This window comes from Nitrosomonas sp. PY1, from assembly GCF_022836435.1.
Lineage (GTDB): Bacteria > Pseudomonadota > Gammaproteobacteria > Burkholderiales > Nitrosomonadaceae > Nitrosomonas.
Genome location: NZ_BQXC01000001.1, coordinates 435,001 through 453,376, shown reverse-complemented (window position 1 = coordinate 453,376; position 18,376 = coordinate 435,001). Strand labels below are relative to the sequence as shown.

Below are 18,376 nucleotides of genomic sequence, written 5' to 3'. Positions count from 1 at the left end.
CCTTGGAACAGTATCAAACGAAAAGCGCTATGATAGCAGCTTCTGAGTACCACATTATACAGCCCGGCAAACGTGCATAAAATTTCACGAGAACAACACATTGATCACCATGAAACCAATGATCAATATACAACCCCTAGTAAAACAAAGCTGAAAAAAGACATGCACGCTTTGCAAGAAATCGGTGAACGATTGGTTGAATTGGATGCAAAGAAACTGGCTGAATTTGATTTACCTGAAAATCTTGCGGATGCCATCCGTTTCGCGCAAACGATTGACAAGCATGGCGCACGTCGCAGGCAGCTACAATATATCGGTAAACTGATGCGTCAAGTCGATGTATCACCCATTCAGGAAAAATTAACCACATGGCATCAAACCTCCTTACAACAAATTGCACGGTTACACCATTTGGAACGTTGGCGCGAACGGTTGTTAAACGACGATACCGCATTTACCGAGTTTGCACAAAAACATCCCAATGCGGACTTGCAGCAATTACGTGTTTTGATACGCAACACACACAAAGAAAAAAACGCGAATAAACCGCCTAAAAGTTATCGCCTGCTCTTTCAAGTTTTACAGCTAACGATTGAAAAGAATTAAAATCATATGTATCTATTATATTTTTTATTCGACGATTATGTTTGCTAAAAACACATTCCCAAAAATCACTCACCACATTGACCGCAGTCCCATACACTTATCTTTCTGGCAGATCTTGCTTCTTTTAAGCTTTGTAATACCTATCAACGTTTCTGCGCAAAACGGACCGCAACCGCGCTTGCCCGCGATTGAATTAACGACCCATATCCATGTGATTCGAGCGGAAATTGCTCGTACCACGCAAGAACAAACGCTTGGATTAATGTACCGTCAGTCCATGGATAACCATGAAGGCATGCTATTTATTTATGATCAATTGGGAATCCGCTGTTTCTGGATGCGCAATACATTAATCCCCCTCACGATTGCATTCATTGCCGATGATGGCACGATAGTCAATACAAAAGATATGCAGCCGGAAACGGAAAATACGCATTGTTCAAGCCGCCCCGTCCGCTTTGCGTTAGAAATGAATCAAGGCTGGTTTATGGAACGAGGCATTAAAGTTGGCTCCAAAATACAAGGATTGCCTAGCTATCCTTAAATACCTCAATCATACCGCTGAGTTATTATTCCTCTACTAAAAAACGCCTGCAAACACCCAAAAGCAATCACTCCTGCTTAGACGTTGAAACGGAAATGCATGACATCGCCATCTTTGACGATATATTCCTTTCCTTCCAAACGCATTTTCCCGGCTTCCTTGGCGCCGTGTTCGCCATGATATGTAATAAAATCGTCGTAATTAATCACCTCGGCACGGATAAAACCTTTCTCGAAATCCGTGTGAATGACGCCAGCGGCTTGAGGCGCTGTGTCGCCTTTGTGAATGGTCCAGGCCCTTACTTCCTTCACACCCGCAGTAAAGTAGGTTTGCAATCCTAATAACTCATATCCGGCACGCACTAAGCGGTTCAGCCCTGGTTCCGCTAAACCAAGATCAGCAAGAAATACCTTTTTATCTTCATCCGACAATTCTGCAATTTCAGACTCCAGAGTAGCGCAAATAGGCACCACTGGGGCATTTTCAGCGGCCGCAAACTCTTTTACGCGCTCTAGCAGTGGATTATCTTTTAAACCATGATCATCTACATTGGCCACATAAATAGCAGGTTTCGCAGTCAACAAACAAAGCGGTTGTAATAACTGCTTTTGATCCTTATCCAGCGCCAGTGTTCTAGCGGGATTACCTTGATCGAGATGCGCTTGTACCATTTCTAGCAAAGTACACAACCTAATGGCATCTTTATTACCCGATTTGGCCACTTTAGATTCACGCAACAATGTTTTCTCAACAGTAGCCAAATCGGCAAGCGAAAGCTCGGTTTGAATCACTTCAATATCAGAAAGAGGATCGACTTTACCAGCGACATGCACAACATTCTCATTGACGAAACAACGCACCATATTGACGATGCCATCGGTTTCTCGGATATTGGCAAGAAATTTATTGCCCAGTCCTTCACCTTTGGATGCCCCGGCAACCAAGCCCGCAATATCGACAAACTCAACAATAGCCGGTTGTATTTTTTGCGGTTTGACAATATCCGATAATTTTTGCAGGCGCATATCAGGGACTTCAACGATCCCAACATTGGGATCAATAGTGCAAAAAGGATAATTCTCCGCAGCGATGCCCGCCTTTGTCAACGCATTGAAAAGGGTGGACTTGCCGACATTAGGTAGTCCTACGATGCCGCATTTGAGGCTCATGATTTATGTTCCAGTATATTGTATGTGTTTTGGAATTCTTATGTTTTAGTGTGTAGCTTTAGCATGGCAGCTTGACAGTCACTTTGCACAATCAGTGGCCAAGTTTCTAAGCCTTTCTCGACCGCTTGCTCGATTAATTGCGCTTCTTCTTTTCCCGGTGGATGGAGTACATAACCGGTCACAGCGCTACGTTCTCCAGGGTGGCCAATACCAATACGTAAACGCCAAAAATCCTGCGTTCCCAGTTTTGCGGCAATATCTTTGAGGCCATTATGACCGCCCAGGCCGCCCCCTTTTTTTAACTTGATCTCGCCGGGAAGCAAATCTAACTCATCATGGATAATCATTATTTCATCCGGATGAATTTTGTAAAATTGACTTAATGCGACCACGGCTCTACCACTGGCATTCATATAAGTTTGCGGCTGCAATAACCAACATTCTTGGTTATTCTGTTGAATGCGCACACATGTTCCATGAAACCGGGCTTCGGATTTCAGCGTTATTCCAAGCACTTCTGCCAGTCGATCAATCCAATGAAACCCTGCGTTATGGCGTGTTCCAGCATATTCTTTACCAGGATTACCCAAACCAACAATCAGTTTCATACAAAACAGCACACACAAAATATTGCTATAAAATCAAATAAAAAACTGCCGGCATTCGTTTAAATGGCGGCAGTTTTCTCAATAAGACCAACGTTAATGTATTTTATTCAGCTTTTTTCTCAGCAGCAGTAGTTGCTGCAGCATCGGCAGCATCTTCTTCAGAAAGCACTGACCGCGGAATCACGATGGTAGCTACGGGAGAATTATCTCCTTTCGCCAAGGCAACAATTTCAACGTCTTTCGGCAATACCAGGTCGCTGAGATGCAACGAGTGCCCGGCTGTCATTTCAGCCAAATCAACCGAAATATATTCGGGCAGATCTTTTGGCAGGCAACTAACATCCACCTCCGTCAAAATATGCGAAACGATACCACCAGAAACTTTTACTCCCGGAGAAATCTCAGCATTGACAAAGTGCAGTGGTACTTTCATATGTATTTTCTTGTTTTTATCAACGCGCTGAAAATCGATATGTAATATTTGTTGCTTGAATGGATGCCATTGCGTATCGCGCAATAATACTTGCTCCGATTTCCCAGAAATATTCAGGGATAAAATCGATGCATGAAATGCTTCCATTTTTAGTTTATAGAATAAATCGTTATGATCCATCTCTATCGATTCTGCTGCTTGATCTCCACCATACACAACTGCAGGCACTTTGCCAGATCTACGCAGGCGGCGGCTCGCACCTTTTCCCTGCAATAAGCGCTTTTCAGCACTAACTTCTATTTTCATAATGCTTCACTCCTAAAAAATGACTTGTTCGCGACCAAAGCAAGTCCGGTTAAAAAACAAAACACGCAAATTTTTTTATTCCATAAATAACGAACTCAGTGAACTCTCATTGCTAATGCGTAGCATCGTTTCCGCCAGTAGATTAGCAATACTGAGTTGACAAATACGACTACAGGCAAGCGCATCTTCACGCAGTGGAATGGTGTCCGTTACAACCAATTTATCCAGTACCGAGTTTTCAATACGCTGTATCGCGCTTCCTGACAATACGGCGTGTGTCGAGTAAGCCAATACTGATTTCGCGCCATACTGTTTTAAAGCCAGCGCTGCTTCACATAACGTATTGGCGGTATCAACCAAGTCGTCAATAATAACGCACGTGCGATCTTTAACCTCACCGATGATATTCATAACTTTCGCTTCGTTCGGTTTTGGGCGTCTTTTATCAATAATCGCCAGATCGCATTCTAAGCGTTTCGCCATATGCCTAGCACGAACCACACCACCCACGTCAGGTGACACTACGACTAAATTCTGGTAGTTATGTTTCCAGACATCCCCTAGCAGAATAGGCATGCCATAGATATTATCAACAGGAATATCAAAAAAACCCTGAATTTGATCGGAATGCAAATCCATTGTTAATAGCCGATCTATGCGTACAGTAGTCAGCATGTTAGCGACTACCTTGGCAGTAATCGGAACCCTGACCGAGCGCGGTCTTCTGTCTTGGCGAGCATAACCAAAATACGGTATCGCGGCAGTTATCCGACCTGCTGATGCACGTCTGAGCGCATCCACCATAACTAATATTTCCATTAAGCTATCATTGGTCGGAGCACAAGTGGACTGCAATACGAAAACATCTTTTCCTCGAACATTTTCGAGGATTTCGACCATTACTTCGCCATCACTAAAACGCCCAACATTTGCCCGTCCTAAGTGGATATTGAGATGTTTGACGACATCCTGAGCCAACTTCGGATGTGCTGTGCCGGTAAAAACCATTAAGCTATCGTAAGACATAACATCAATTTTCTTTGAAGGAAGCCATTTAACGCGGCGTTAATTTCATTTTTGTCTAAATTCAGAGTGTTTGAAATTACCTTTCACAACCACTCGCTCATTCTAATTTTAAAAGGGTAAATTTATATCTATGGTTAGATCAATGAAGTTGGCTGGGGAGGTAGGGATCGAACCTACGAATGCCGGAATCAAAATCCGGTGCCTTACCGCTTGGCGACTCCCCAAATTTTACCCCATTGAATTGTACATGGGATGACACTCTAATCCTTTTGCTAAAAATCCTGTCATATCTTCAGGAATTTGTTCAAAAGCAGCTTGCGCAGCCGTTGGCGTTGAGAATTCTGCAAAAACGCAAGAACCTGAGCCGCTCATGGCTGCTATTGTAGTATTTTCTAGTTGCTTTAGCCACTGCAAACATTTCGCTACTTCAGGGTAATTCTGACAAACAACGGACTCCAGATCATTATGTCCTTGATAGATAGAAAAGGGCGGTATTTTGATAGGTATCGTGTTGCGTGTCAATTCCTTGTTTGCAAAAATTTCTGCTGTAGAAATCTGCACCGATGGAATAAGCACTAAATACCAAGCAGGCAACAAAGTCAGCGCGGTCAATTCTTCGCCCACGCCTTCGGCAAAAGCATTCTGTCCAAAAATAAAAATTGGAACATCAGCACCCAACTGTAGCCCCAATTCAAGCAATTGTTTTTGGTTAAGATGCAGTGACCATAGTTGATTAAGCGCCAAGAGCGTTGTTGCAGCATCCGAACTACCGCCTCCCAGCCCTCCTCCCATCGGAATCTTTTTTTCCAAATAAATATCCGCTCCCAGCTTGCTTCCAGCAGTTTTTTGCAAAAGCCTTGCTGCGCGGACGCATAAATCCTTTTCTTCAGGCACACCGACCAACGGGTTGTGCAGTTTGATTACACCATCCTCGCGTACTTTGAAAGTAATTTCATCAGAAAAATCAAGAAATCTAAAAACTGTTTGCAAAAGATGATAACCATCGCTTCTGCGTCCAACGACATGGAGAAACAGATTCAGTTTTGCGGGGGCGGGAAAGGTATGCATGCGTTAAACAAAAATATACAAAACTTCAAGAGTTTTTACTCTGCTTTCCACTCATCAACAATCAATTTAATGCGCAGGGAGCCATAGGTTAGCTCCATTCGTCTAGGAAGTTCAGATTGGCCTGCTTGTGCAGCCGTATAGCTACTGTAATGAATTTCCCAACCATCCTGGCGAATTACAACCACTTGGTCTTTCTCGTTAAAATCTTTCTCTGCTCTTGCTAATGGAGAATGCCTTCCTTGAATCCAATATTGCAAGTTACTCAGCGGCAAACGCCATCCTAAAACCTCCTGCGTCAAACCTTCCACATCTTCCGCATAAAAAGCTTCCAATTTGGAAGTAATCAAACGTACACCTTGCGGGTTTCTGGAAATCTCAGCGACCACTTGACCCAAAGGGGTAAATAAAATAATTTCATCATTTACAGGCCAATGTTTCCAACGAAAACTACCGGACGAACTTTGATTCCGATCTTGAACAGCTATCCTTCCTAAAATATTAAAGTGATCTGTATCAACCGTTTGTTCTTTTGCGGCAGCTTCAATAACAACTGTTTTTACTGGCTTAATAACTGTCGATTGCTGAGGCTTAGTGGCACATCCAGCCAGAATCATCACAAAAAAATATATTAGGATTCGATAATGCATTTTCGCTAAATTCAGTACACCATGAACAGCACAATCATATCCATGAAAAACTATTCATTAGCTGTTACGCCTTTATCCGCTGGAGAATGTCTTTCAGGCAACACGATATTGACTTCCAGTGTTTCTTGATTTTCGTCCTGCTCAAAATTTACAGAAATAGCATTCTGTTCCACATTGACATATTTACGAATAACTTCCAGCAATTCTTGTTGTAATTGGGGCAAATAAGAAGGCTGATTGCGATAACTGCGCTCATGTGCCACAAGAATTTGCAACCGCTCCTTCGCGAGTGGCGCTGTTTTGGGTTTGGATAACCGAAAGTAATCCAGTAAGCTCATTTTTTACCTCCAAACAACTTGCTGAAGAAGCCTTTCTTTGATTCAGTAAATCGATGCGGACGATCTTCTCCTAAGTATCGTGCGACAATGTCTGCATAAGCTTGGCCCGCTTCACTTTTTTCATCTAAAATAACCGGTACGCCAGCATTAGAGGCCGTTAAAACAGATTTTGATTCAGGAATAATTCCTAACAATTGCAACGACAATATTTCCTGTACATCGTCTAAGCTCAACATTTCGCCGTTTTTAACACGATCAGGATCATAACGTGTCAATAATAAGTATTCTTTGATTGGGTCTTCACCCCGCTCGGCGCGGCGCGATTTACTAGATAAAATACCTAGCATGCGATCTGAATCTCGGACAGAGGAAATTTCCGGGTTTGTCACAACAAAGGCATCGTCTGCAAAATACAATGCCAAATTGGCGCCTTTTTCGATACCTGCAGGTGAGTCACAAACAATGTATTCAAAATCCTTGGAGAGCTCATCCAGCACCTTACCTACCCCTTCTTGCGTCAACGCTTCTTTATCACGTGTTTGAGAGGCAGGAAGAATATACAACAGGTTACAGTTCTTATCGCGTATCAACGCTTGATTCAGGCTAGCTTCACCATTAATTACATTAATGAAATCATAAACTACGCGACGCTCACATCCTAAAATCAAATCTAGGTTACGTAAACCCACATCAAAATCGATTACAGCGGTTTTGTGACCTTTTTTTGCTAACCCCATAGCGATTGCTGCGCTGGTTGTCGTTTTTCCGACGCCACCTTTGCCTGATGTCACAACGATAATTCTTGCCAATTGAGTCTCCTTTGCTAGATAAAGTCTTAAACAATCTCTGTAATGATCAAAGCATGATTTTGTAAATAAATTTGTACTGGATTCCGGTAAGTTTGCTTATTTAAGTCCTCGCTCGTTTTGTAGTCTCCAGCGATAGAAATAAGCTCTGCCTGCATATCGAAACAAAAAATCCTAGCAGCTGTGTTGCCATGCACTCCCGCTAGTGCACGCCCTCTTAAGGTATTATAAACATGAATATTTCCTTCAGCCATAATTTCCGCTCCGGCACTTACTTGAGACATGACTATCAAATCGCCAGATGCATAAATACGTTGGCCTGAACGCACGGGCTGAGTGACCAAGGTTGCAGCCACATATACGGGTCTGGGTGGAATAGCATTGATCGTTTCTTGCTTGATTGTATGCGTAACTTGTGAATCGTCTTTTTGTGCAGCATCCGATTCACTCTTTTCATCAGTGATAATCAAATTAGTCAATTCCCTGACAGTATCGATGGGAATAAAAAGCTCTCTGGCCTGTTGATTTTGCTGCTCACTTCCCCCTCGAATTCCAACTGGAAAAAAGCCTACGCGACGTAATAATTTCGCAATTTGAACAAAATCGATTTCTTTATTGTGCTTATTTATCTCGCTTAAATCGATAATAAGTGACGAATCTTTAAAAAACTCAGGGGCCAATTTAACTTTCTTTTCGAGAGCTTCCTCGATACTGACAATGTCATTATCGAATAAAATCAGAATGGGTGCAAAGAACGTACTGCTTTTGAATTCAAGAACTGGCAAGTTATTGGGCATGTTAAAAAATAAAGAATTATTTCACTAACTCAGATCGATTATATTCGGAACATGAGGATGCTATACCAATTTTATAATGGGCGCATCATTATTACGCAAACGCTAGAATGGTACGACAATGTCTTTTTACTAGAAACCTCTGTTGAAAAACCCTAGGCGTATAGCAACACAGAATACTTTTTAAATGCAGCAATTCGCAGAAAAAGCCGTTTCGATTAAGGATTCATAGGATCCTTACTTTTGGTAAGACGCTCAATCGTTTCGAGTAAAACTTCGTTATCCGGTTCTTTTTCTAATGCCGAACGCCATATATCTCTAGCATTTTCTTTTGCTCCCTGTACCCACAACACTTCCCCCAAGTGCGCCGCGATTTCTGGGTCTGGGCGTGCGGCAAATGCCAGATTTAAGTAATTCAGTCCTTCCGACAGATTACCCATACGATAATAAACCCATCCTAAGCTATCCATAATAAAAGGATCATCTGGAGCAAGTTCCACGGCCCTCTTAATCAACTTCAACGCTTCCGGCAAATGAACACGCCGCTCAGCAAAACTATAACCCAAAGCATTATAAGCATGCGCATTATCCGGTTTGATTTGTATGAGCTTCCGCAAATCTTTCTCAAGCACACTAAACTTTCCCAGTTTATCCGCTATCAAGGCACGGTCATATAACAATTCGGGATAATCAGGAAATTTCTTCAAACCATTACTAAGCACCTCATAGATTTCATTATAAGATTTCGATTTTCTTAGTATTTGCGCTTCTGCCAAAATTAAATGGGCGGCTTGTTGATCATTGGTTGCAGGTAAATTTCTTAAATACTTACGCGCATCACTAATATTACCTTTTGATGCCCATAAATCAGCATAACGAATTTGCGCAGGCAAATAACGCGAACCACCTTTTACCATTTGATAGGATTCCATGGCTTTATCATTGTGTTTTAATTCTTCATATACCTGCGCCATGTGAAAATGCACAGCATCCGGATCTTTATAACCCAACTCCAACGCTTTGTTCAGGCTTTTTTCAGTCATATCGAAATCGCCCATTTCGGTAGCCAACAATCCAATCGCCAACATAACTTCAGGATCGGCTGTATTTTTACTGATCAGCAGTTGCAGTTGTTCATAGGCTAATTCATTACGACCATCAGAAATCAATGTGCGAGCGTAGGCAATCCTGACTTCATTGGCGTTGGGATATTTTGATAAATATCCCAGATAAAATTGATAAGCATTTTCAGGGCTATCGACTCGATGCAATATCCTACCCTTATGAACCGCAGCAATTTCCCAGTTCGGGCGTAGCTTCAACGCTTCTTCCATTTCATCTAGAGCTTCTTGACGTTGATTAGCAAGCCATGCGGCCTGAGAAACCGCAAAATGCGCTTCTGGCAAATCTTTATAAGGAAGCGCAAGTTGCTGCAATAATTGATAAATTGCAATTTTATTTGGATTACGCGCAAATATCTGATTTAGCTGCAAGAAAGCATTTGCGATACCACTTTTTTCTTTTTCCGACTGCAAAAGTTTTTCAAGGTGTGGGCGAGCAGCGTCTAGATTTCCCAAATTAACCATCAGGGCCGCCATAGTTTGACGAGCATCAATCGATTCAGGATCAAGTTCGACCCATAAAGAAGTCGCCTGTACAGCTGCTGTTGGATCGCCTGTATGTAACGCAATTTCACTGGCGCGCTTAGCAAGACGCAAATCTCGGGTTGATTTTGCCAACTTAAGATAACGATTTAGCGCAATATCTAAATTACCGCGCTGCAATGCAGTTTCACCCACTAAAAAATCAAACAAAATGTTTGCAGTCAATTCTTGATTGGGTAAATTTTTTTGGTTAATTTCTTCCTGCTCAGCAACTTCCTTAGTTTCTTCTATCTCCCCCTCTTTAGTCGCCGAAGTATGAGCACAGGCATAAAGTAATCCAAACAAGAAAAACAAGAGTAAATTTTTAAATTTCATGGAAGATCGAGTTACTGTACAAGTTAGAAAAATATCCTACATATCGCATATGCTTTAGAATCTATTCATCAATTACCAATAAACAAATATATTTAAGCATCAGAATATCCTATTTCTATATTGACAATAAAGTAAATAAATTGTTATTAGGCTATGTATAAACCCATTTAATAAAAATTGAGAACAAGTAAGAATACAACCGGATAAAATTACTATATGAGCTTTACCGGCAATAACACATTAAAATCATAAAAGCTCAAGAGTATAAATAATAGAAAAATGCAGAGTATAGTAACTTAATGGGCTTATGCTGATTACCTTTTTTGATTCTAATAACGCGCACAGATAAGTAGGTCTAATTGACGGAATTTTATCGCATAAAATTAATCATTGCTGCTATATTGGGCGCAGTCACTGTTTTAGGTTTCGCACCATTTTACCTTTTCCCCATTCCAGTTGTAACGCTTGCACTACTGTTGAAATTCTGTCGCAACAACCAATCGGCGTGGCAAACAAGCTTACTAGGCTTCAGCTTCGGCATGGGATTATTCTCGGCAGGGGTCACTTGGCTTTATGTCAGTTTGCATGATTTTGGTGCAATGCCGACACATATTGCAATTGTTGTATTAATGATACTATGCGCTTATATGTCATTATTTCCGGCATTGAGTCTGTATATCCTAACTCGTCTTCGAATCTCATCCGCTTTATTATGGTCATGCGTTGCTGCCGCACTATGGATACTATTTGAATGGTTGCGTGGCACATTATTCACGGGCTTTCCATGGTTGGCGGTAGGATATTCACAAGCACCCTCAAGTCCTTTGGTAGGTTTTGCACCGATTATTGGCGTATATGGAATTTCCTTTTTATTAGTATTAAGCTCTGCACTGCTTTTTCTTTGCATTGAAAATAGGCTAAAAGCACTGCGCTATGGGTCTCTGCTCGTTTTGATTTGGTTGAGTAGTTATATTTTGCAAATGATTGACTGGACCAGCCCTCAAGGAGAACCAATCACAGTTAGCCTGCTACAAGGAAATATCTCGCAAGACTTAAAGTGGCGAGATGACCATATTGAAAACACCATGGAAATTTATAAAAAACTGATTCTGGAAAGCCCAAGCCAGTTAATCGTCACGCCGGAAATCTCCATTCCACTTTTTAGCAACGTCGTACCTGCAAGATATGTAGCACAATTAGCGGAACATGCGCGCAACAACAATGGCGATGTATTAATTGGCTTAGCTGAACACGGAACCAATCAAGGGGAATACTACAATACCATGTTCAGCTTTGGTTCTGCGCCTGAACAAAGTTATCGCAAATACCATCTGGTACCTTTCGGTGAATATATTCCCTTAAAAGCAGTTTTTGGATGGATCGTCCATATATTACAAATTCCATTATCTGATTTTTCGCGCGGCAGCCTCGACCAAAAACCAATGTATCTAGCAGGGCAAAGAATCGCCATTAATATTTGTTATGAAGACGCATTTGGTGAAGAAATCATCAAGCAACTCCCTGATGCAACCTTACTTGTCAACGTCAGCAATGACGCATGGTTCGGCCGCTCAATCGGACCACAACAACATTTACAAATTTCGCAAATGCGTGCATTGGAAACCGGACGATATATGCTTCGCGCAACGAACACCGGCGTTACCGCGATCATTGATGAGCGTGGACAAGTGTTGCAAAGCATAGAGATTTTCACCACCGCAGCGCTGCATAGCGCTGTGCAAGGCTTCACCGGAACCACACCGTATGTGCGTCGCGGTAATTATCCAATATTACTATTGGCTGGATTACTATGCATTGTCGCGCTTGTCTTGCTGCGAGCAAAATCAAAAGATCCACAGAAAAACCTGTAGAATTCGCACTATATTTATTGGCTATCTTTGACCGGATTCAATCGACGCATGGCAATCACACAACCTACAATACAATCATTTCAAGATATTATTTTCACTTTGCAGCATTTCTGGGCCAAACAAGGTTGTGCGATACTGCAACCCTATGACATGGAAGTCGGCGCAGGAACCAGTCACACAGCGACCTTTTTACGTGCACTCGGCCCAGAACCCTGGAAAGTCGCCTATGTGCAACCTTCTCGTCGCCCCAAAGACGGCCGCTATGGCGACAACCCTAACCGCTTACAGCATTACTATCAATTCCAAGTAGTGCTGAAACCGGCACCAAGAAACATTCTAGACCTCTATTTTGCCTCGCTTCGCGAACTGGGATTAGACCTCACACAAAATGATGTTCGCTTGGTGGAAGATGATTGGGAGAACCCTACCTTAGGTGCTTGGGGCTTGGGTTGGGAAGCTTGGCTAAATGGCATGGAAATTACACAATTCACCTATTTTCAACAAGTTGGAGGAATTGATTGCAAACCTGCAACCGGTGAAATTACCTATGGTTTAGAGCGTCTGGCGATGTATCTACAAAATGTGGAAAGCGTCTTTGATCTGACTTGGACTCAAGACCTAACATATCATGATGTGTATCATCAAAACGAAGTGGAGCAATCGACGTACAATTTCGAACAAAGCGATACTGAGTTTCTATTTTTAGCCTTTGGTAAGCACGAAACACAAGCTGACCATTTAATTGCGCAGCAATTAGCCTTGCCAGCTTATGAACAAGTGCTAAAAGCGGCGCATACGTTCAATTTACTGGATGCACGTGGCGCCATTTCGGTCACGGAGCGTGCAGCTTACATCGGTCGTATTCGTAATTTGTCTCGGCAAGTTGCCAAGGCCTATTACGATAGTCGCAAGAACTTAAACTTTCCTATGGCGCCGCGCGAATGGGTTGCGCAAATGCCGGATGTCGCGGAACCTGCATCATGACCAAAAACCTACTCGTTGAATTGTTGATCGAGGAACTGCCGCCCAAGTCGCTGAAACAGCTTGGCAACAGCTTTGCGGAATTATTCGCTACCAACTTGAAAGCGCAAGATCTTTTGGCAACAGATGCGCAGGTTACCGCATATGCTTCACCACGGCGTCTGGCGGTGCATATTACCAATGTTGCTGCGCAGGCATCTGATAGAGCGGTTACGCAAAAATTAATGCCGGTCGCAGTTGGTCTGGATGCACAAGGTCTTGCAACAGCGCCACTACTTAAAAAATTGGCGGGGTTGGGAGCAGATGCGTCGGCCGTACCTCGACTCAAACGTGCCATGGAAGGTAAAACGGAAACCCTGTTTTGGGATAACACCATCAAAGGAACTTCATTGGCCGCCGGTTTGCAAAAAGCATTTCAGGAGGCCATTGGTCAATTGCCGATTCCCAAAGTAATGACTTATCAGTTAGAGGATGGCTGGCAAAGTGTTGATTTTGTCCGTCCTGCGCATGCGTTGATTGCGCTGCATGGCGCAGATGTCATTTCGGTCAACATTTTAGGTCTACAATCCGGACGGGAAACGCAAGGACACCGATTTGAAGCCACAATGCAGCCAATCGTTATCAAGGAAGCCGATAGCTATGCGCAGCAATTGGCAGCAGAGGGCGCTGTCATTGCCAGTTTTGCCGAGCGACAAGATGAGATTGTTCGTCAAATGACCGCCGCCGCACAGCATGAAAATCTTACTCCCATAGAAGATGCCGCGTTATTGGATGAAGTGACGGCCTTGGTTGAACATCCTAATGTGCTGGTTGGCACATTCGATCCAGTATTTTTGCAAGTTCCCCAGGAATGTTTGATCCTCACCATGAAAACAAACCAGAAATACTTTCCGCTACTGGATGCGCAAGGAAAACTAGCCAATAAATTCCTGCTGGTTGCCAATATCAAACCGGCCGATCCAAGTCTGATCATCGCAGGAAATGAACGTGTAGTGCATTCACGCTTGGCCGATGCGCAATTTTTCTTTGACCAGGACCGCAAAAGAACATTGGAATCGCGTATACCAGAACTCAACAAAGTGGTTTATCACAACAAGTTGGGTACGCAGGGTTGGCGCATGCACTATGTTCGCATCATTGCAACCGAGATCGGCGCGCAATTGGGTGGAGATACTTTGCGAGATCAGGTTTTTGAAGCTGCTACATTAGCCAAGGTGGATCTACTAACCGACATGGTAGGTGAATTTCCAGAACTGCAAGGCATCATGGGACGTTATTATGCACAACATGAAGGTTTGAGCGACGATATCGCCTTTGCCATCGAGGACCATTACAAGCCGCGCTTTGCAGGCGATACATTGCCACGAAATCAAGCCGGTGTTTGTGTCGCGCTGGCGGACAAACTGGAAACATTGGTAAATATGTTCGGCATCGGTGAAATTCCAACTGGTGACAAAGATCCATTTGCACTGCGTCGTCATGCACTTGGAGTTATAAGAATTTTAATCGAGAAAGACTTACCGCTTCAGTTAAATCAATTGATCGATCTGGTAAAAAATGAAATTTATGGTCCGCTGGAGCTCAGTGCAAGCGCGCCGGATTTACACGATTTACAAGTTTTCATTTATGATCGACTCGCTGGTAATTTACGTGAGCAAGGCTACACTCCCCAGGAAGTCGATGCCGTGCTCAGTCTGAATCCACAACAACTAAGTGATATCCCTAATCGCCTTGCCGCCGTGCGCGCTTTTACGAAATTGCCGGAAGCAGTCAGTTTAGCGGCTGTGAACAAACGGGTAGGCAATATCCTTAAGAAAACAGAAGGTGACATCAGTATCGAGGTAGATGCCAGTTTATTACAGGAACCGGCGGAACAAGCGCTACATCAGGCATTAACCAGTCTCTCTTCCAAAACCAAAGAGGCTTTTGACGCCGGAGATTACACCACTTCGCTGCAAATTCTCGCCGCACTGAAATCGCCGGTCGATACCTTTTTTGATCATATAATGGTGAACGTTGAAGATAAATCATTGCGCAATAATCGGCTTGCCCTGCTAAAGCAGCTGCATCAAATCATGAATCAGATCGCCGATCTCTCTAAACTCGCAACATAAATATGAAGCTGATTATTTTGGATCAGGCAGGCGTGATCAATGAATGTAGCAATACTTCCATCAAAACACCAGATGAATGGATTCCCATTCCAGGCAGCCTGAAAGCGATTGCTCGTTTAACACATGCCGGCTATCGCACCGTAATTGCAACCAATCAATCGGGTATTGGCCGTGGATTGATGGACATGGCAACCTATAATGCAATCAATCAAAAAATGCATCAATCCGTTATCCAGAGCGGTGGTCGTATCGATGCAATTTTTTTCTGTCCACATGCCAGTATCGATCAATGCTCATGCCGTAAGCCAGCAGCAGGTTTGTTTGCAGAGATCATGCAACGCTACGGTGTGAATTTAAAAAATGTACCGGCAATCGGCGATTCCATGCGCGATTTACAAGCTGCTATCACTGCCGGCGCTATGCCAATACTCGTATTGACCGGAAAGGGGCAAGAAACTTACGACCATGAGAACATTCCTGCCAATACAAAAGTCTTTGTCAGCCTAGAAGCTGCTGTCGAGGCCCTAGTAGAGAAAAAATAGCTATGGCGGCCTTGCGATCAACCTTATATATGTTACTGCAAATCATTATTACGCCACCCTTCGCATTGGCTACACTATTATGCTTTCCATTATCACCCATGCAACGCTATCGCGTCACTTCGAGTTGGACGAAAACCATGTTGTTTCTGCTGCGGTATGTATGCGGATTGCATTATCAGATTCTAGGTGCTGAAAATATCCCTAAATCTCCAAGCATTGTATTGTCTAAACATCAGTCGGCTTGGGAGACGCTAGCATTTCAGGAGATTTTTCCACCGCAGGTATGGGTACTAAAAAAGGAATTATTATTGATCCCTTTTTTTGGTTGGGGACTTGCCATGACTAGCCCGATTGCTATCGACCGAAAATCTGGTAAAAAAGCATTGGAACAAATTGTTGAACAAGGCAAAGATCGGCTACAACAAGGATTCTGGGTTGTCATATTTCCAGAAGGCACACGTATTGCACCAGGAAAGCGAGGAAAATACAAGATCGGCGGTGCTTGGCTGGCGACTCATACCGATGTGAAAGTAGTTCCCGTTGCACACAATGCCGGCGAATTCTGGGGCAGAAATTCATTCGTTAAGCGGGCCGGAAAGATCATTGTCAGCATTGGCAAGCCAATCGACCCAACCGATATGGAAGCAAGTGATTTGAATGCGCAGATCGAAAACTGGATCGAAGCAGAAGTGCAACGCATCAGCACACGTAATAAGTAAAAATAGCCCTCTCTACACTTTCTGCTCCGCATGAATCCTTCAGACCATGCAGGCCATGAAAATCACCTGGCAAATTTCTAGTATTTTCTCAGGTTAATTCTATTAATGCGAATGGTCGTGATGGTGCGAATGTTCGTCATGGCCGTGATGATGCGAATGATCGGCTTCTGTCGTACGAACTAGATTTTCATATTCTGCCGCGCTCATACCATGCAACTTCACAACAAATGCCGCCATTGACCACATTGACTGATCATCATGACTCAATCCCCAAGCCGGCATACCGGTCATTTTTAACCCATTCTTAATAACCCAAAAGTATTTTCTGATAGTATCCGATCTGATGGCTTGCTCCGTTACAGGCGCTTGCTCATGAAAAACTGGCGGTTGCGGATATAATCCCATGGAAACTTCCGTGACCTCAAGGCCTGGCGCCAAATGACATTCAGTACACATCTCATGATAATGCTTGAATCCATTCGAAAGTACATTACGATCATCCAGTTGGGGTACGGTTAGATTTTTAGCATGAACTTCAATCAAGCTCTCACGAATCCAATCGATTGTTTTTTCAGTGATGCTCCAGTGTTTTTCAGTGGCAGAAATATTATGCGCGCCACTAATTATGGCAATAGCCATCACCAAAAAAAAACCGAGCAATAGGTATAGGAATAATTTCATGAGTTATGTGCCGGAAAGATTCAAATTCTTATTGAAAATACTGATTTGTTATTTATTTTAGGAAACACCCATAAAGGATAGTACCTGTAACTCTAAGGATCATCAACCTTAAATCAGCCAAATAGCATTTCTGCCACAAAAAAACCTGAAACCTCAGGGAGGCAAAGCGAAATCTCCGGATTAATAATTTGTTGAATTAATTTCCTGTTTCGTAGCTTTTTAATGCGAATTGAAGAGGTTCCGTATTCACCAATTGCATACGAACATTATTAATCATGATTGTAGGTCCAAGCATCACAGTTGGGATTAATACTTCCCCGCTTTGCGGCAAATACGTTGCCACATTCTCAGGTCTGGATGATAGTAATTGCATGCTACCTGAATCTAATTCAAATAATAGCTCCGGATCACTGTCAATCAGTCGTAATTTAACTTCCAAGATGTTACTTCCATCACCGATATCAACAGCAAAGCTAGCAACACTCTCGTGAAAAACGCCCGTTGGCTTCTTGACAGCAATCTCAATTATTTGCACTAAATTAGCAATCGGTATCTGTGACTCATTAGTCGCAAAATAAGGAAGATTACTACTCGTTCTCGGTAATTGTGCAATCGCATCAAACACACTCATACCGTCAAAAATAACTCGTCCAAAAACTGTAAAACCACTATTCTGAGTATCTAAATTATTCGGATCCCCTGAATTGTCAGCTAAATTGACAAACCATTGGCTGGTAGCACTATCTGGCTGGCGATCAATTTTAGCCATCGCGACTGTACCGCGAGTATTGGAAATTTTGAATTCGTTATTAATGGGCGGTAGCGTTGCTACAGTCGCCAAAGATTTTCCTGCGGCACTATCCACAATTTTAAAACCACCGCCTTGTATGACAAAACCCGGTATGCTGCGATGGAATATCCCGTTCGTATAAGAGCCATTATGGATATAATTCAAAAAATTCGCAGTGGTAAGCGGCGTATGCGATTCAAATAACTCAATGCAGAACTGACCGATATTGGAAGTAAAACAAGCAACAGAATTGGCATATGAAGTAGTTGCCAATAATATGAGCCAACATACGATCTGTATCGCCTTGTAACTGAGGTTTGTTAGATATTTAGCCATAATCATCAGCTCCTCTCA

Annotated in this window: 19 protein-coding genes and 1 tRNA gene; 7 read left to right on the top strand and 13 right to left on the bottom strand. The window is 42.9% G+C overall.

The annotated features are described in order from the left end of the window. Positions 1 to 81 precede the first annotated feature (81 nt). On the top strand, positions 82 to 606 hold the full coding sequence (gene yjgA, locus W03_RS01950) for a ribosome biogenesis factor YjgA (protein ID WP_244073676.1): 525 nt from the start codon (positions 82 to 84) through the stop codon (positions 604 to 606). A 37-nt stretch (positions 607 to 643) separates the two neighbouring features. After that, entirely contained in the window at positions 644 to 1,150 is a 507-nt protein-coding gene (locus tag W03_RS01945) for a DUF192 domain-containing protein (protein ID WP_244070880.1), read from the top strand. Between the two features lie 77 nt (positions 1,151 to 1,227). On the opposite strand, the gene ychF is transcribed toward W03_RS01945, so the two are convergent. From ychF to W03_RS01890, 11 genes are all read right to left on the bottom strand, one after another. After that, the gene (gene ychF / locus W03_RS01940) at positions 1,228 to 2,319 is read right to left on the bottom strand and encodes a redox-regulated ATPase YchF (protein ID WP_244070878.1); all 1,092 of its coding nucleotides are present in this window, start codon (positions 2,317 to 2,319) and stop codon (positions 1,228 to 1,230) included. A 38-nt stretch (positions 2,320 to 2,357) separates the two neighbouring features. Beyond that, positions 2,358 to 2,927, bottom strand: a complete 570-nt coding sequence (gene pth, locus W03_RS01935; RefSeq protein WP_375792703.1) for an aminoacyl-tRNA hydrolase — start codon at positions 2,925 to 2,927, stop codon at positions 2,358 to 2,360. A gap of 103 nt (positions 2,928 to 3,030) precedes the next feature. Continuing rightward, entirely contained in the window at positions 3,031 to 3,666 is a 636-nt protein-coding gene (locus W03_RS01930) for a 50S ribosomal protein L25/general stress protein Ctc (RefSeq protein WP_244070874.1), read from the bottom strand. A 75-nt stretch (positions 3,667 to 3,741) separates the two neighbouring features. Next, on the bottom strand, positions 3,742 to 4,692 hold the full coding sequence (locus tag W03_RS01925; protein WP_244070872.1) for a ribose-phosphate pyrophosphokinase: 951 nt from the start codon (positions 4,690 to 4,692) through the stop codon (positions 3,742 to 3,744). Positions 4,693 to 4,841: 149 nt separating this feature from the next. Further along, a tRNA-Gln gene (locus W03_RS01920) sits at positions 4,842 to 4,916 on the bottom strand. A 4-nt stretch (positions 4,917 to 4,920) separates the two neighbouring features. Then, positions 4,921 to 5,760: a 4-(cytidine 5'-diphospho)-2-C-methyl-D-erythritol kinase gene (gene ispE, locus W03_RS01915; protein WP_244070870.1), complete on the bottom strand. Its 840-nt coding sequence runs from the start codon at positions 5,758 to 5,760 to the stop codon at positions 4,921 to 4,923. Positions 5,761 to 5,795: 35 nt separating this feature from the next. Continuing rightward, positions 5,796 to 6,377: a lipoprotein insertase outer membrane protein LolB gene (lolB, locus tag W03_RS01910; protein WP_279599983.1), complete on the bottom strand. Its 582-nt coding sequence runs from the start codon at positions 6,375 to 6,377 to the stop codon at positions 5,796 to 5,798. 80 nt (positions 6,378 to 6,457) lie between these two features. After that, entirely contained in the window at positions 6,458 to 6,745 is a 288-nt protein-coding gene (minE, locus tag W03_RS01905) for a cell division topological specificity factor MinE (RefSeq protein WP_244070868.1), read from the bottom strand. Beyond that, positions 6,742 to 7,554 (bottom strand): septum site-determining protein MinD, encoded by an 813-nt coding sequence (gene minD / locus W03_RS01900; protein ID WP_244070866.1) that lies wholly within the window; start codon positions 7,552 to 7,554, stop codon positions 6,742 to 6,744. The genes minE and minD overlap by 4 nt, the downstream gene beginning before the upstream one ends. Before the next feature lie 26 nt (positions 7,555 to 7,580). Continuing rightward, positions 7,581 to 8,348: a septum site-determining protein MinC gene (gene minC / locus W03_RS01895; RefSeq protein ID WP_244070864.1), complete on the bottom strand. Its 768-nt coding sequence runs from the start codon at positions 8,346 to 8,348 to the stop codon at positions 7,581 to 7,583. Positions 8,349 to 8,563: 215 nt separating this feature from the next. Continuing rightward, positions 8,564 to 10,324, bottom strand: a complete 1,761-nt coding sequence (locus tag W03_RS01890; protein WP_244070861.1) for a tetratricopeptide repeat protein — start codon at positions 10,322 to 10,324, stop codon at positions 8,564 to 8,566. A 359-nt stretch (positions 10,325 to 10,683) separates the two neighbouring features. Here W03_RS01890 and lnt point away from each other — a divergent pair, with 359 nt between their 5' ends. Genes lnt through W03_RS01865 form a run of 5 tightly spaced genes read left to right on the top strand, consistent with a single transcriptional unit; the run spans position 10,684 to position 16,551 of the window. Further along, positions 10,684 to 12,195: an apolipoprotein N-acyltransferase gene (gene lnt, locus W03_RS01885; protein WP_244070859.1), complete on the top strand. Its 1,512-nt coding sequence runs from the start codon at positions 10,684 to 10,686 to the stop codon at positions 12,193 to 12,195. 48 nt (positions 12,196 to 12,243) lie between these two features. Then, a complete protein-coding gene (glyQ, locus tag W03_RS01880) occupies positions 12,244 to 13,179 on the top strand; it encodes a glycine--tRNA ligase subunit alpha (protein WP_244070857.1) in 936 nt (311 codons plus the stop codon). Next, the gene (gene glyS / locus W03_RS01875; protein WP_244070856.1) at positions 13,176 to 15,290 is read left to right on the top strand and encodes a glycine--tRNA ligase subunit beta; all 2,115 of its coding nucleotides are present in this window, start codon (positions 13,176 to 13,178) and stop codon (positions 15,288 to 15,290) included. The genes glyQ and glyS overlap by 4 nt, the downstream gene beginning before the upstream one ends. A gap of 2 nt (positions 15,291 to 15,292) precedes the next feature. After that, on the top strand, positions 15,293 to 15,832 hold the full coding sequence (gmhB, locus tag W03_RS01870) for a D-glycero-beta-D-manno-heptose 1,7-bisphosphate 7-phosphatase (protein ID WP_244070853.1): 540 nt from the start codon (positions 15,293 to 15,295) through the stop codon (positions 15,830 to 15,832). A 2-nt stretch (positions 15,833 to 15,834) separates the two neighbouring features. After that, positions 15,835 to 16,551 carry a 1-acyl-sn-glycerol-3-phosphate acyltransferase gene (locus W03_RS01865; RefSeq protein WP_244070851.1) on the top strand — a complete coding sequence of 239 codons (717 nt, stop codon included), beginning with the start codon at positions 15,835 to 15,837 and terminating at the stop codon, positions 16,549 to 16,551. Between the two features lie 102 nt (positions 16,552 to 16,653). On the opposite strand, the gene W03_RS01860 is transcribed toward W03_RS01865, so the two are convergent. Further along, positions 16,654 to 17,232 carry a cytochrome c gene (locus tag W03_RS01860; protein ID WP_244070849.1) on the bottom strand — a complete coding sequence of 193 codons (579 nt, stop codon included), beginning with the start codon at positions 17,230 to 17,232 and terminating at the stop codon, positions 16,654 to 16,656. 196 nt (positions 17,233 to 17,428) lie between these two features. Further along, the gene (locus tag W03_RS01855; RefSeq protein WP_244070847.1) at positions 17,429 to 18,358 is read right to left on the bottom strand and encodes a peptidylprolyl isomerase; all 930 of its coding nucleotides are present in this window, start codon (positions 18,356 to 18,358) and stop codon (positions 17,429 to 17,431) included. Between the last annotated feature and the right edge of the window lie 18 nt (positions 18,359 to 18,376).

Excerpts from the sequence above, each read along its gene's own strand:
- W03_RS01945 (WP_244070880.1), top strand. The coding sequence starts at position 644 with ATGTTTGCTAAAAACACATTCCCAAAAATCACTCACCACATTGACCGC.
- ychF (WP_244070878.1), bottom strand. The coding sequence starts at position 2,319 with ATGAGCCTCAAATGCGGCATCGTAGGACTACCTAATGTCGGCAAGTCC.
- pth (WP_375792703.1), bottom strand. The coding sequence starts at position 2,927 with ATGAAACTGATTGTTGGTTTGGGTAATCCTGGTAAAGAATATGCTGGA.
- W03_RS01930 (WP_244070874.1), bottom strand. The coding sequence starts at position 3,666 with ATGAAAATAGAAGTTAGTGCTGAAAAGCGCTTATTGCAGGGAAAAGGT.
- W03_RS01925 (WP_244070872.1), bottom strand. The coding sequence starts at position 4,692 with ATGTCTTACGATAGCTTAATGGTTTTTACCGGCACAGCACATCCGAAG.
- ispE (WP_244070870.1), bottom strand. The coding sequence starts at position 5,760 with ATGCATACCTTTCCCGCCCCCGCAAAACTGAATCTGTTTCTCCATGTC.
- minE (WP_244070868.1), bottom strand. The coding sequence starts at position 6,745 with ATGAGCTTACTGGATTACTTTCGGTTATCCAAACCCAAAACAGCGCCA.
- minC (WP_244070864.1), bottom strand. The coding sequence starts at position 8,348 with ATGCCCAATAACTTGCCAGTTCTTGAATTCAAAAGCAGTACGTTCTTT.
- W03_RS01890 (WP_244070861.1), bottom strand. The coding sequence starts at position 10,324 with ATGAAATTTAAAAATTTACTCTTGTTTTTCTTGTTTGGATTACTTTAT.
- glyQ (WP_244070857.1), top strand. The coding sequence starts at position 12,244 with ATGGCAATCACACAACCTACAATACAATCATTTCAAGATATTATTTTC.
- glyS (WP_244070856.1), top strand. The coding sequence starts at position 13,176 with ATGACCAAAAACCTACTCGTTGAATTGTTGATCGAGGAACTGCCGCCC.
- gmhB (WP_244070853.1), top strand. The coding sequence starts at position 15,293 with ATGAAGCTGATTATTTTGGATCAGGCAGGCGTGATCAATGAATGTAGC.
- W03_RS01865 (WP_244070851.1), top strand. The coding sequence starts at position 15,835 with ATGGCGGCCTTGCGATCAACCTTATATATGTTACTGCAAATCATTATT.
- W03_RS01860 (WP_244070849.1), bottom strand. The coding sequence starts at position 17,232 with ATGAAATTATTCCTATACCTATTGCTCGGTTTTTTTTTGGTGATGGCT.
- W03_RS01855 (WP_244070847.1), bottom strand. The coding sequence starts at position 18,358 with ATGGCTAAATATCTAACAAACCTCAGTTACAAGGCGATACAGATCGTA.